This is a genomic window from Bacillus thuringiensis (assembly GCF_022095615.2).
GTDB lineage: Bacteria > Bacillota > Bacilli > Bacillales > Bacillaceae_G > Bacillus_A > Bacillus_A cereus_AG.
In genome coordinates, this window is sequence record NZ_CP155559.1 from 4,172,439 (window position 1) to 4,186,925 (window position 14,487).

Sequence of the window (14,487 nt, forward strand, 5' to 3'; positions counted from 1 at the left end):
TAATGATTATCAATACTAATTAAAGGGGTTACATCAGGATGAAACAGAAGCTATTTATTTTATTTACTATTATGCTAGTTGTTCTTTCTATCGTTGGCTGTTCTTCTCAAAAAGAAGAATCGAAAGCGAAAGAACAACCGAAAACAAAAGTTGTAAAACACGCTAAAGGGGAAGCTACAATTCCAGTAAATCCAAAGAGAATTGTTGACTTATCTGGATCAACAGAAGAATTATTACTTCTTGGACACAAACCTGTTGGTACAGCAAACACATATAAAGATAAAATCCAAAAGCATTTAACAGACAAGCTAGATGGTGTAAAAGCAGTAGGTTGGTATTGGGCACCTAAAGTTGATTTAGAAGCTGTTACTGCTTTAAAACCAGACTTAATTATTTTAAATAATCGTCAATTGAAGATCTATGATCAATTAGAAAAGGTTGCACCGACAGTTGTTTTAGAAACAAACTTAGAAGACTGGCGCGGTAAGTTTAAAGAAGTAGGTAAACTATTTGACGAAGAAAAGAAAGCAGACAAATGGATTGCAGACTACGATAAAAAAGCAGACTCTTTATCTAAAAAAATTAAAGAGAAAACAAAAGATGAGAACTTTATGTTCGTCGCAGTTACACCACAAAACTTCCGTGTATACGGTAGCTTCGGGTACGGTGACATCATCTTTAACGACTTAAAACTTCCGGCAACAAAAGGTACAGATTTAAAACAAACGATGGCGCAAGTATCACTAGAAGGTCTTGTTGCATTCCAACCTGATCAAATGTTTATTGTAAACTTTGGTGGCGAAGCTGATAAAGTTTACGAAGACTATAAAAGTAGTGCCGTTTGGAAAGACAATAAAGCAGTTAAAAACAATCACGTATATGAAGTATCAAATGAGGTCTTCAATACAAAAGCATTCAACCCAATCGGAAAAGATATGCTAATCGATGAAATCGCAAAACAAATTTTAGATAAAAATAAATAAAAAAAGCAGCTCACCATGAGCTGCTTTTTTTACTTATTTTGCACTGCGTATTGCTTCATTTTTTCAATCGTCTTCACAAAACCTTCTTTTGATTTAATACGAATACCACGCTTCAATTTCGCGCGCTCATAACTCTCAAGCTTTTTCATATCAATTTGAAAGAAGGAATGAATCGCATTATCACTTTTCGGTACACCTTTAAAAATTTGTAATATCCCTTCCTCTGAAACACCAAAATATCCGCTCGTTTTCAATAATGGAGAAATATCATCAACTTTCTTTTGTAATACGATTTGTACATCATCACGATCAACGAGCTGCCATTCTTTATATTGCTGTAAAAACTTTTCTAAGTCCGCCACTTTTTCTGTAAATATTTCCTCACTTACTTCTCCATCAACATACATTCGCTCTAATAAAATTGTAACTTCAGGCTCTTTTACTGTTACTTCTGGTACTGGCCCTTCCGCCTTCACATTCGTTTCATAAACGAAGCAAAACATCATAACGAAAGCTTGCATCGCAATCAGTATCCATTTCATTTCCGTTCACCTCTTTTAGGCAAGATCAAACTTTCATTAGTAGTTTTTCCGAAAATGGGGGTTTTATCCATATAAATGACCGTATTACATTTCACTCGAAAATAAAAAATGCAGATAAAGTTTTAGCTTTATCTGCATTAGCATTTGTTTTTATATAAAATGAAAGACGCCTGCAAAGCAGGCGTCTTGATGCGTTTACGGCGAGAGACCAGGCGACCACATTCGCGTGTTTAGCACTTAAGCATATCTCTCGTCTTACGTAAATTAGCTCATCGCTTTGCTAATATAACATTAATAAAGTATAAGTGCAACATATTTATAAAAACATTTTATTTTCTCTTTCACCCAAACGAACTTTATGTAAATTATAAATTGATAAATGTAATGTATATGTTACAATTGATGCAACAGCGAAATCATAATAAACAGGAGATGGATATTGTGAAAAAAATAAAGGATGAACGTCTCATTCTGAAAACATTAAAAAACATACGTATTGCCTTTCTTTTTCAATCACTTGGTATAATTGGCATTTTAGGCTATATCGGATTCACTGAAGGAATGGATCAAATTACGAAATCTCCATTATGGTTATTATTTATGCTTACGAGTATTTTAATTGCTTATTTACAGTTAAGCGTTTCTATCGATGTACAAGAGAGCGAAAAAGATATAAAGTTAACTCCTTATTACAAAATTATTTTACGTTCTCTTATTGTTGGAATTATTATAGCTATTATTTATATCATTTTCAGTCCAGAAAGACCTCTCTTTGAAGCAGTTTTAACAGGTAGTATTTTCTTCATATGCTTTTTAGCGTCTTATTCCGTTAGTTATTTTATTAAAAAACGTCGTGTACAAGACAATGATGAATAAAGAGGAAGGGCTCCCCCTTCCTCTTTTATTTTGCTATCGCATAGTACCAGTAGTACCAGTTAAACCGTAACGAATGTCTCGGAACATATTCCCTATATCACGATTAAAATCGTTTGTAACTGTACCGTTACGTAGGCGTGTACTCATTGCATCGACACGAGTAAACATGTCATTTCTTACAGAGACGTACACGTTTCTGTTCCCAACTTCATTTACAACAGCTTGACGAACTTCATTTGCAAGTGCCGTTTCATTCGATACTGGATTACGCGGTTTTACTGCAATTGCCACATCGTTTCCATATACAACTGTAGACACGCGGTCTACGTTATTCATACGTTTCACACGATTTGTTATTCTTTCTGCTGTTTTACCATCATTGTTAATGTATGAATTGTTCATTGTGATATTACGTGTTGGATGCGGATTAGCAATTTGCCCGTTGTAATTTACATCGCGGTAATAATTGTTATATCCTGTATCGTTACGACCATTTCTATATGTTACATAATCTGTATAACGATCGTTACGCGTTACATTATCACGATACTGGTGTGTATCATTATAAGATGTACGCTCATAATTGTAATTACGTCCATCCATTGCATTGTTATCTTTTGGTGTACCACATGCAGCTAAGGCACTGGTAACTAACAAAGAAGCAGCAATCACTTTTACTTTCGTATTCAATACAAAAACCCCCTCTGTTAGAATGAACTTCTCTTCTGAAAAGCTCCCTCTTATGATGAGTAACAGAGTAGGTTTTTACACTGTTAATATTTCACTGGGAATTTTCTAACATTTGATGTAGATCTTCCGTTTTATGAAAGACTCTACACACAAAAAAGGTGGGAATAATCCCACCTTTTTTAAACTTCCTCTTCGTCCTCTTCTTCTGAAACTGGCTCTCCAAATACATTTGGTGGATCTGGTTGATAATACATTGTTCCTGGCTGTGGTGCATATGCCGATTGAGTTGGTTGATAATATAACGGATTCGCATATTGCGGACCTCCAGGTTGCGGACTATATAGCCTACTCTCTCCTCCGCACCCACAATCTTCCTCTCCTTGCACGAGCGGCGGCATATTATTATCCATTGGCATCATATTTGGGTTTGGCATAGACGTATATTGCGGTCCAAACGGTGCTCCTTGCTGATATGGCATTTGATATGGATTTGATGGTTGATTATATGGATTCGGCGGCATCATAGGCTGTTGATACGGCATTTGATATGGCATCATATTTGGCATTTGATTATTACCCATGGTCGGCATCATATTCGGCATTTGATTATTATCCATGATCGGCATCATATTCGGCATTTGATTGTTATCCATAATCGGCATCATATTCGGCATTTGATTGTTATCCATGATTGGCATCATATTCGGCATTTGATTGTTATCCATGATTGGCATCATATTCGGCATTTGATTGTTATCCATGATCGGCATCATATTTGGCATTTGATTGTTATCCATGATCGGCATCATATTTGGCATTTGATTGTTATCCATGATCGGCATCATATTTGGCATTTGATTGTTATCCATGATCGGCATCACATTTGGCATTTGATTGTTATCCATGATCGGCATCATATTTGGCATTTGATTGTTATCCATGATCGGCATGATGTTTGGTATTGGGTTATTATCCATGATTGGCATTATATTTGGCGGTTGATTATTATCCATGATTGGCATTATATTTGGCGGTTGATTATTATCCATGATTGGCATTATATTTGGTGGTTGATTATTATCCAACATTGGCATGATGTTTGGCATTTGAATATTTGGCGGTATTACTTGTGGAATAACTACATTCTCTTTCGTTACATTTGGTGATACGATATTCCCTACATTTTCTTTCTTCACTTGCGGTGACACGATATTCCCTATATTTTCTTTCTTTACTTGCGGTGACACGATATTCCCTACATTTTCTTTCTTTACTTGCGGTGACACGATATTCCCTACATTTTCTTTCTTTACTTGCGGTGACACGATATTCCCTACATTTTCTTTCTTTACTTGTGGTGATACTATGTTTCCTACATTTTCTTTCTTTACTTGTGGTGATACGATATTCCCTACATTTTCTTTCTTTACTTGTGGTGATACTATGTTATTTTTTTTCGTTTGCGGAGAAATGACGTTATTAGGTTTCATCTTATTAATTTGAGGAGCAATTAACTCGCTTCCTTTTTTAATGACATCCGAAATTTTATATTCTTTTTTCGCTTTTATTGGTGGTTGCGGCGGCTGTGGTAATACATTTACCGAGAATTTCGTGTTTTCTTTCTCTGCTGGTTTTTGTTTTTCTATAACAGGTGGTTTTTGAATAACAGACGGTTTTTCAACTGGTTTTTCTATTTGAATTGGCTTTTCTTTTTGCACTTCTTTTTGTGGCTTTACCTGTACTTCCTTTTGCGGTTTCACTTGCATTTCCTTCTGTGGTTTTACCTGTACTTCTTTTTGTGGTTTTACTTGCACTTCTTTTTGTGTTTGTTGCATAGCAGGTTGTTGTGTAATTGGTGCCGATTGATACGTAATTTCTTCCTCATCTTCTATTCCAAGCGGCGTTGGCGTTGCTGCAAATTCTTTTTGTTGCACTTCTTTAACATATTGTTTTGGAGGTGCTGATCCTGCTCCAGCATGCTGTTTTACATGAACGCTGTTTGATGGTACTTTAATTTTCATACCTGGCATAATTAAATCTGGATTACTAAGTTGTGTATTTGTATTTTTCAACGTATCAAAATCCACTCCGTACTTTTTCGCAATTTTCCAAAGGGTATCCCCTTTTTGCACGATATGAATTTTCAAATTTTCCCCCTCCTGTATAACTTATCTATAAGTAACAAATCTCATGAAGTAACCCTTTCTAAATAAAGCTAACTTCTTTTCACTTGTATCACTTCTTCGATTTTCAATATCATTAGAAGTGGAATAAGCATAAGAAAATCGCAATGATTTCTTCAAAACAATGTATGCCCATTTCGTTCTCGTTATGATTATATGCATGAAAAAAAGCAACAGAAATACCGTTGCTTTACACACGCTCTAACATACGATTTAATGCAAGAACCGCTTCTTCAGTCACTTGTTTATCTACGCTAATAACGTTAATTTCTTCTCCTCTTTCTACCGTTTCAAGCACCCATAATAAGTGCGGCAGATCAATTCGGTTCATCGTTAAGCACGGACACATAAATGGATTAAGTGAAACAATCTCTTTATCTGGATGCTGCTGAATAATTCGGTTCACTAAATTCATCTCGGTACCAATTGCCCATTTACTTCCAGGCGGCGCTGCTTCAATCATATCAATAATATATTTCGTTGATCCTGCGTAATCCGAAGCATCAACAACCTCATAACAACATTCTGGATGTACAATAATATTCATATCCGGATGATTTTTACGTACATTTTCAATGTTTTTCACTGTAAAGTTTTGATGAACCGAACAATGCCCTTTCCATAAAATCACTTGAATTCCTTCTATATCTCCATCGTACTCTAATGAATCTGTATGTGGGTCCCATACTGCCATTTTATCTAACGGGATACCTAAATCGTATGCTGTATTTCTTCCTAAATGTTGATCCGGTAAAAAGACAAGACGCTCTTTTTGTGTAAACGCCCAAGACACCATTTGTTTTGCATTAGAAGAAGTTACTGTTGCTCCGCCATTACGACCACAAAACGCTTTAATTGCAGCTGTAGAGTTAACATATGTTAACGGAATCATCGTATCTCCAAATAATTTCGCAAGCTCTTTCCATGCTCTTTCTGTTTGTTCAATATCTGCCATATCTGCCATCGAACAACCTGCACGCATATCTGGCAAAATAACGATTTGATCATCTGTCGTTAACATATCTGCTGTTTCTGCCATAAAGTGTACACCACAAAATACAATATATTTTGCTTCTTTATTGCTCGCTGCAACTTGCGCAAGCTGAAGTGAATCTCCTGCTGCATCAGAAAATTGTACCACTTCATCTTTTTGGTAATGATGTCCTGGAATAAATAGTGTTTTCCCCATTTTTTCTTTAATTTCACGAACACGCTTTTCCATGTCTTCTGTTGTCATCGTGTAATAACGCTCTGGTAACATCGTTTCAATCGGTTGTACTTTTTCTAAAATACTCATATTCCTTTGTCCCCCTCTAAGCCACTTTCCTTACGCCTCAATATTGAAACTAATATCAAGTGCTTTCACTGAATGTGTTAACGCTCCAAGTGAAATATAATCGACCCCTGTTTTTCCATATTTCGATAACTCTTCAATTGTAATGCCTCCTGATGCTTCCGTAACGATGGCACTTGGTACAATCTTTGAAAACTCCCGAATCTCATCTGGCGTACGGTTATCAAACATAATAATATCTGCACCAGCAGCTACAGCCTCTCTCACTTGCTCCTCCGTTTCTGTTTCCACTTCTACTTTCACCATATGTCCTAATTTTTCTTTCACCGATGTAACAGCTTTCGTAATAGAACCAGCAAAAGCAATATGATTGTCTTTAATCATGACACCGTCATATAAACCGAAACGGTGATTAAATCCGCCTCCGCACACAACTGCATACTTATCAAACATACGTAGCCCTGGCATCGTTTTTCGCGTATCACAAATACGTGTATGGCCGCTATCTAACGCAAGAACAGCTTTATGTGTCATCGTAGCTATCCCGCTCATACGCTGGATAACGTTTAATATAACGCGCTCTGCCGTTAATAACGAGACAATTGGTCCTTGCGCAGTTGCTATTATTTCGCCCTTTTCTACAAGATCTCCATCTTTTTTATGAAGCTCCACTTCAATTCTTTCATCAATTAATTTAAATCCTTCTTCAATTACTAAACGCCCCGCAAAGACACCTGTATCCTTCGCAAGAAACGTTCCTTTTGAAAGTAAATTGTCTGGAAAAATAAGCTGAGATGTTACATCTCTTTCTCCTATATCTTCTAGAAAAAATCGATTTAATGCTTCTTTCACTTTTATCGTGTTCATAGAGCCCCTCTTCCCTTCATCACACAAGTTGTAGTTTTCTTTTCACTCGAACGATCTCTTTTTTTACGCTATTTCTATCTGGATAATCACTTCGATAATGGCCACCAATACTTTCTTCTCTTTGCAAAGCTGATACGACTATAAGTTCACAGGCTGTTAACATATTAATAAGCGTTATCTCTTCATTTGTAAGAGCATCATGTTGTAATATCATATTTCGAACACCGTACTTACTAAGCCATCTCTTTGCATAAGATAAACTTTGCTCTGTTCGCACAATCCCAACGTATTTCATCATACATTCTTGTATTTCTTCTTTCGCCGGCAAATGATTCAGAACAATAAACTTCTTTTCCTTCTCAGCCACGTTGTTCCAGCTTTCTTTTGTCGCTTTGGTTAAAATATGTTGTCCTATTCTTTTTCCAAACACAAGACCTTCTAATAATGAATTACTTGCTAATCTATTTGCTCCATGAACACCATTACAAGCTACTTCACCGACCGCATATAAATCTGGAATGGATGTCTCCCCATCACAGTTCGTTTTCACGCCGCCCATATGAAAATGAGCACCGGGTACGACTGGAATGCGTTTTTCATTTATATCGACACCATTTTTTTTACACAATAATGATACCGTCGGAAAACGTTCTTCGAAATTTTGGATAGACTCGATATTCAAATACACTTTTTCACCCGCCAAAAGCTGTTCATGAATCGCTCTTGCTACTACATCACGCGGCGCAAGATCGTGATCAGGATGTATGTCCATCATAAAACGCTGCCCTTTTCCATTTATAAGGACAGCTCCTTCACCGCGAACAGCTTCAGAAACGAGGCCTGGGCACCGCCCGCCCGCGTATAACATTGTTGGATGAAATTGTACAAACTCTAAATCTACGAGCTCCCCGCCTGCGCGGTATACCATTGCAAGTCCATCACCCGTAATTGTCTTGTCGTTAGAAGTAAAGGCGTATAAACCGCCAATCCCTCCTGTTGCTAACACCGTATAATCTGCAACGTAACGCTTCAGCTTCCCTTCACTATTTCGTGTTAAAACTCCAACACATTTACCATTTTCTATAATAAAATCGAGCACCATTTCCTGTTCCACTACCGTAACGTGCGGAGCTACTTCTTGAATGAAATGCTCTAATAAATTCTTTCCTGTTGCATCGCCACCTGCATGTAAAATACGACGCTTTCGATGTGCACCTTCTTTTCCAAGATGAGGACCCTTTTCATCTCCATCAAATTTCATTCCATTTCCAATGAGATTATTCATTTCTTTCGGTCCTTCCTCGACTAAATAACGGACCACATCTTCATTGTTATAATGACATCCTGCTACTAACGTATCTTCCAAGTGATCATTTGGATTGTCATATGTAGCAACTGCTGCGGCAATTCCACCTTGCGCTAAATATGTATTATTATTACGATTTGTTTCCTTTGTGATAATAATCACATTCTTTTCGTGACAAATCTCTTTCGCAACACGAAGTGCCGCAACGCCACTTCCAATAATTAAGACATCTGCACTTGGCATAATTGTTGCCTCCTACTTTACACTTTTCAACTGTCTTGACACCTATATTTACATAGTTTTAAAATAATGACAAGAGTTTTTTTATAATTCTTATTTTCACTACCATAAAAAAAAATATAAGAACTGTAACTCTTACTAGGGAGAGGAACTTACATGATGATATATCTTGACTATGCAGCTACTACACCTATGAGTGAAGAAGCATTACACACATATATGAAAGCAGCATCGCAATACTTTGGAAATGAACAAAGTTTACATGATATTGGAGGAACAGCCTCTTCTTTATTACAAGTTTGCCGAAAAACATTTGCTGACATGATTGGTGGAAAGGAACAAGGGGTATTCTTCACAAGCGGTGGCTCGGAATCCAACTACCTTGCGATTCAATCCCTTTTAAAGGCCAGAAGCGAGAAACATATCATTACAACACCTATGGAGCATGCATCCATTCGAAGTTATTTTCAATCCTTACAATCAGAAGGGTATACAATTACTGAAATTCCTGTTGATAAAAGCGGGGTAATCCATTTAGATGATTTAGAATCAGCTATTACAGAAAATACTGTTCTAGCAAGTATACAGCACGGAAACTCTGAAATTGGAACCGTTCAAAACATCGCAGAGATCGGAGCACTTTTAAAAAAATATAACGTTTTATTTCATTCAGATTGTGTACAAACATTTGGTAAACTTCCTATCAATGTTTTTGAGATGGGGATTGATAGTCTTTCTGTTTCAGCACATAAAATATACGGACCAAAGGGCGTTGGCGCTTGCTATATAAATCCGCAAGCTCGCTGGAAACAAATATTTCCGGGAACTTCTCACGAAAAAGGGTTTCGCCCAGGTACAGTAAACGTTCCTGGCATCGCTGCTTTTTTAACAGCTGCTGAGAATATATTAAAAAACCAACAAAAAGAGAGCTTACGTTTTAAAGAGTTACGATCCTACTTTTTAAGACATTTACAAGCCCTTCCTCTAGAAATTCAAGTAGAAGGTCATTCTACTTCTTGTTTACCACATATTGTTGGGGTTACAATAAAAGGAATAGAAGGTCAATATACAATGCTAGAATGTAATCGACATGGTATTGCTATTTCCACCGGAAGTGCTTGCCAAGTCGGTAAACAAGAACCTTCGAAAACAATGCTTGCAATTGGAAAAACGTATGAAGAGGCAAAACAATATGTCCGCTTCTCTTTCGGACAACAAACAACGAAAGATCAAATTGATACTACTATTCATGCACTACACACAATTGGAAATCAATTTTATAGAGGTGTTAAATCATAATGAAACAAAATGACCAAAAAAAGATTTTAGGTGAAGAAAGACGACAACTTATCCTTCAGTGGCTTCTCGCTGCAAATGAACCGTTATCTGGGAATGAACTATCTAAAAAGACGAACGTAAGTCGACAAGTTATCGTGCAAGATATTTCCTTGCTTAAAGCACGAAACGAACCAATTATTGCAACTGCTCAAGGATATTTATATTTAAAACCACAAGAGAAACAACAAACTTTCGAACGCGTAATTGTATGCCAACATAAACCAGCGGAAGTACGTCAAGAACTTACAATGCTTGTTGACCACGGCGTTACGATTAAAGATGTAAAAGTTGAGCATCCTGTATACGGTGACTTAACAGCATCCATCATGGTAAGTAATCGCTTTGATGTAGAGCAATATTTACAAAAAATCGAAAACACGAATGCCTCCTATCTTTCACAACTAACAGATGGTATTCACTTACATACAATTGAGGCAGATTCAAAAGAAAAGTTAGACGCTGCTTGTGAGGCACTAGATAAAGCAGGATTTCTCGTTTATTAATTCATGTAAAGCACAGAGTTTTTTAACATTCTCTGTGCTTTTTTAATGCTATAATATTGTAATCAATCGTAAAGGAGATCAAATATGGGAATTGAACTCGTTCACTTTAGCATTGGCAAACCGAAACAAATGAAATATGGCGAAGGTAAAGAAATGATATCAGGTATATGTAAAGATCCTACAGAAGAGGCTTTCCTCTCAAAAGACGGATTCCTCGGTGATGACGTAGCAGATTTAAAACACCATGGGGGACCTGATCGCGCAGTTTGCGTGTACCCACACGAGCATTATGCACTATGGGAAGAGGAATTTCAAACTACGCTTCCCGCTTCCACATTTGGTGAAAACATTACCGTAACAAATATGTTAGAGCGCGATGTTTGCATCGGAGATACATATCAACTAGGTGAAGCAATCATTCAAATCACACAAGCAAGAGTACCTTGTAGCACAATTTCAAAACGCCTTGGTATTCCTGGCATACTGCCGCGCATTGTAGCAACTGGATTTACTGGCTACCTATGCCGCGTTCTTCAAGAAGGTACTGTACGTAAAGATTCTAAAATTACATTACTAGAACGTCAACCGAGCAATGTATCTGTTTTATTCTCTAACGAAATTTATTTTCATAATAGAAAAGATAAAGATGGCATTGAAAAGATTCTTGCTGTTCCAGAACTAGCTGATATTTGGCGTGGTCAGTTAGAAGATCGTCTTGTGAAGTTAAAATAAAGAATCCCACCATTTATAGGTGGGATTTTATTTATCTATCAGACGGTATAACCTAACTCCCCCTTACAACCAATAAGAAGAATAACTTCCCAGCACAGTCACAGAAAAGCCGAGTGCTTCAAGTTCCATCGTTACGCCTGGCAATAATACATCATCGTATGCTTTATCGACATCGATTAAGAAAAAGTAATTTCCGAGTCCTGTTTTCATCGGGCGCGATTCGATTTTTGATAAATTTAATTTTCTCCATGCGAAAGCTGATAACACTTGATATAGCGCTCCTGCATAATCAGCAGGTAACGTTATCATAAGCGTCGTTTTCTCTCCGCGATTTTCTCCATTATTTGAGAGTATTGCTTTCTTTTTCTTATGGAGCACAAGGAAGCGTGTATGATTGTTTTTATGCGTATGAATGCTACGTCTTACGATCGTCAATCCATATTTTTCTGCAGCTGCTTCATTTGCAATGGCAGCGATTTTTTCTTCAGGATGTTCTTTCACATATTGCGCAGCAGCACTTGTTGATGTCATATCTCGAACGGTTACCCCTTTTAATTCTTCATTTAAAAACTTATGACATTGCGCAATAGCATGCGGATGAGAATGCACTGCATATACTTCTTCCCACACTTCTGCATACTGCGGATGTACAAGTAAATGTTGCTGAATCGGTACTGTAATTTCTCCTACAATAGAAAGCGGCTGCTCATGCACGAGGTAATCAACTGTTATATTCACTGAACCTTCTATGGCGTTTTCTAGTGGTACCACTGCATAATCTACATTTCCATTTGCAGCTGCATCAATACAATCTGGAATCGTTCGATACGGTACATGCTCTGCTTCTGGAAAAAAACGACTCACCGCCATATTTGTAAATGTTGCTTCTGGTCCTAAATATCCTACTCGAATCATCGTCTTTTCCCCTCTTTTTCGTTTTCTTACTGTTATACCATACTTTTTAATATTCTTCTATGTAAATTTCGAATATTAAAAAAAGACTAGCATTCGCTAGTCTAAATGTTTCCTATATTCTCTTTGAGCGAAAAAGAAATAAATAATGCATGCAGCGATATAAAATAGAATAAACAAACCTACTTTTCGTAATGAACCATCCATAAAGATCGTATTATGAAACGTATATAACGCAACCGCACTATGCATACTCCCGACTATAATAGGTGCAAAAAATAGCATACACAATTGCCAGCGAGAAATCTTCCACACTTCTTCCTTCGTCATTCCAAGCTTAGAGAGCGCACCGTACTGCTTTCGATCCGATGCAATATTATGAAACCATTTAAAATATACGATACTACATGAAGTAAGAAAGAATAATATACTAATGAATGAGCCTACAAATAGAGTAATATCGCCGAACTCTTTCATATTCACATATAACTCCATATTACTTCGAAATGCGTTATTATCATCTTGTTTCATATGTTTCCGTAAAGCTTCATTTAATTTTTTCGTATTTTCGATATTTGGTAATGTGTATCCTCTATACATCATTTTTTCAGCATCCGGAACCTTATTTGCTATACTGTCAAAATCTTCATCATTCATGACGAAAAACAGACCGTTAATGTGCGCAAGATGATAGTTAAATCGCACCCCTTCTTTTTGACCGTTAAATACGAATGGATACGTTTGATTCATTACTTGTAATTGAATCTCTTTTTGATTATATATATTCGGATGATTGTATTTATTATAATAAACAAGTGTAACAGTTCCTTTTTTAGGATGATACGTTTTCTGTTTTTGTTTTCTTGCCTCCTGATTGTATTCACTTTCTTTAATGAGCGGCGCTACTTCTGTTTCTCCCTTGTTGGACTGAAAAGATGCATGCACTCCAACAAAGCTCATAGATTGAAAATCATCATATCCATATTGATGCAGTAATTGTTCAACCGTACCTTCCTCAAAGACTTCATGAGTAGAAACACCTTTTTCTATATATGAAAATGAGTGTGCGCCCCCGTCCCGCCACATATCTTGCATACTAGAAAAATATAAGAACACCGTACCTGTTGCCGTAACTACAAATGTCGTTGCCATAGAAAGCATAAAGAAAAAGCGACCATTTTCCTTCATTCGATGTGACAATTGATTTACTATAAATAAATACGGATATGTATACATAATCTTTTTATTTCGTTTAATCATTTCTAACAATTGGATTGTACCGTGTGTAAAAGAAAAGTACGTTCCGAAAAAGACAAGTATAGACACAGGGAAAAAATATAATCCTATCGTTTCCATTGTCACTTGTAGCGCTAACGTATATCCTGTCCCTAAACAAATAAAGCCGAATATACAAAGCCATATTGATGTTTTCTTCTCTTTTTTATCCGTTCGAAATTCTTTCAATAACCGAATAATTTTTATGTTCCATATACGTAAAGCACTTATAAAAGATAACAGAATAAAAACAACCATATATGTAATAAACGTTACCCCAATCGCTTTCACGTCAAATATGACAGGGAGTTCTCTCGGAAGACGCATTAGCATGCTAAACACCATAAAAAAGAGTTTCAAAAAGATCATGCCAACCCCTATACCAAAAATATTAGCAAATACTCCAATCAACATTTGCTCGGTCATAATCACTCCTATTACGTTAGATTTCGTTGCTCCCATTAACATATATAATCCCAATTCTTTCTTACGCGCCTCTATGAAAATAGAAGTAGAGTACAAAATAAATATGACGAAAAAAGAAATGATTATAATATTACATAGAACAAGTCCCCAGCGTACGTTTTGATACCACAGCGTCTCCTGCATATACGGATGCACAATAACAGACATATATGCATAAGAAGCAAATATCGCAAAACAACTACTTAGGAAAAACACTTTATAATTACGCCAATTTCCTTTTATATTTTGCAGCGCTAATTGCCAAATGTTCATCTATCGTC

Annotated in this window: 12 protein-coding genes and 1 pseudogene; 5 read left to right on the forward strand and 8 right to left on the reverse strand. The window is 36.6% G+C overall.

From position 1 onward, the window contains the following. Positions 1 to 38: 38 nt before the first annotated feature. Positions 39 to 983: an iron-hydroxamate ABC transporter substrate-binding protein gene (locus tag KZZ19_RS21610; RefSeq protein WP_226544934.1), complete on the forward strand. Its 945-nt coding sequence runs from the start codon at positions 39 to 41 to the stop codon at positions 981 to 983. A gap of 29 nt (positions 984 to 1,012) precedes the next feature. Here the strand turns inward: KZZ19_RS21610 and KZZ19_RS21615 are convergent, their stop codons facing one another. After that, the gene (locus KZZ19_RS21615) at positions 1,013 to 1,525 is read right to left on the reverse strand and encodes a BofC C-terminal domain-containing protein (protein WP_226544933.1); all 513 of its coding nucleotides are present in this window, start codon (positions 1,523 to 1,525) and stop codon (positions 1,013 to 1,015) included. Between the two features lie 432 nt (positions 1,526 to 1,957). Between KZZ19_RS21615 and KZZ19_RS21620 the strand changes: the two genes are divergently transcribed. Next, complete coding sequence (locus KZZ19_RS21620; RefSeq protein ID WP_098341751.1) at positions 1,958 to 2,401, forward strand: branched-chain amino acid ABC transporter substrate-binding protein; 444 nt, start codon at positions 1,958 to 1,960, stop codon at positions 2,399 to 2,401. A 33-nt stretch (positions 2,402 to 2,434) separates the two neighbouring features. Here the strand turns inward: KZZ19_RS21620 and KZZ19_RS21625 are convergent, their stop codons facing one another. The 5 genes and pseudogenes from KZZ19_RS21625 to nadB form a co-directional block, all read right to left on the reverse strand. Further along, positions 2,435 to 3,091 carry a YhcN/YlaJ family sporulation lipoprotein gene (locus KZZ19_RS21625; protein ID WP_088097861.1) on the reverse strand — a complete coding sequence of 219 codons (657 nt, stop codon included), beginning with the start codon at positions 3,089 to 3,091 and terminating at the stop codon, positions 2,435 to 2,437. Positions 3,092 to 5,081: 1,990 nt separating this feature from the next. After that, positions 5,082 to 5,238 (reverse strand): annotated as a pseudogene (safA, locus tag KZZ19_RS31200) (SafA/ExsA family spore coat assembly protein); the annotation flags it as partial. 226 nt (positions 5,239 to 5,464) lie between these two features. Further along, a complete protein-coding gene (gene nadA / locus KZZ19_RS21635) occupies positions 5,465 to 6,571 on the reverse strand; it encodes a quinolinate synthase NadA (RefSeq protein WP_088097863.1) in 1,107 nt (368 codons plus the stop codon). Between the two features lie 30 nt (positions 6,572 to 6,601). After that, the gene (gene nadC, locus KZZ19_RS21640; protein WP_237979568.1) at positions 6,602 to 7,435 is read right to left on the reverse strand and encodes a carboxylating nicotinate-nucleotide diphosphorylase; all 834 of its coding nucleotides are present in this window, start codon (positions 7,433 to 7,435) and stop codon (positions 6,602 to 6,604) included. A 19-nt stretch (positions 7,436 to 7,454) separates the two neighbouring features. Then, a complete protein-coding gene (nadB, locus tag KZZ19_RS21645; RefSeq protein ID WP_237979569.1) occupies positions 7,455 to 8,984 on the reverse strand; it encodes an L-aspartate oxidase in 1,530 nt (509 codons plus the stop codon). A gap of 153 nt (positions 8,985 to 9,137) precedes the next feature. Between nadB and KZZ19_RS21650 the strand changes: the two genes are divergently transcribed. The 3 genes from KZZ19_RS21650 to KZZ19_RS21660 all read left to right on the forward strand — a co-directional run bounded on the left by KZZ19_RS21650 (position 9,138) and on the right by KZZ19_RS21660 (position 11,554). Next, positions 9,138 to 10,280 (forward strand): IscS subfamily cysteine desulfurase, encoded by a 1,143-nt coding sequence (locus KZZ19_RS21650; RefSeq protein WP_088097866.1) that lies wholly within the window; start codon positions 9,138 to 9,140, stop codon positions 10,278 to 10,280. Then, complete coding sequence (locus KZZ19_RS21655; RefSeq protein ID WP_060632390.1) at positions 10,280 to 10,822, forward strand: transcription repressor NadR; 543 nt, start codon at positions 10,280 to 10,282, stop codon at positions 10,820 to 10,822. The genes KZZ19_RS21650 and KZZ19_RS21655 overlap by 1 nt, the downstream gene beginning before the upstream one ends. A gap of 84 nt (positions 10,823 to 10,906) precedes the next feature. Then, complete coding sequence (locus KZZ19_RS21660) at positions 10,907 to 11,554, forward strand: MOSC domain-containing protein (protein ID WP_237979570.1); 648 nt, start codon at positions 10,907 to 10,909, stop codon at positions 11,552 to 11,554. Between the two features lie 63 nt (positions 11,555 to 11,617). Here KZZ19_RS21660 and pheA read toward each other — a convergent pair whose 3' ends face one another. Both pheA and KZZ19_RS21670 read right to left on the reverse strand, forming a co-directional pair. Further along, complete coding sequence (pheA, locus tag KZZ19_RS21665) at positions 11,618 to 12,469, reverse strand: prephenate dehydratase (protein WP_087982144.1); 852 nt, start codon at positions 12,467 to 12,469, stop codon at positions 11,618 to 11,620. A 96-nt stretch (positions 12,470 to 12,565) separates the two neighbouring features. Continuing rightward, positions 12,566 to 14,479, reverse strand: coding sequence for an ABC transporter permease (locus KZZ19_RS21670; protein ID WP_237979571.1), 1,914 nt, complete (start codon positions 14,477 to 14,479; stop codon positions 12,566 to 12,568). Positions 14,480 to 14,487: the final 8 nt, after the last annotated feature.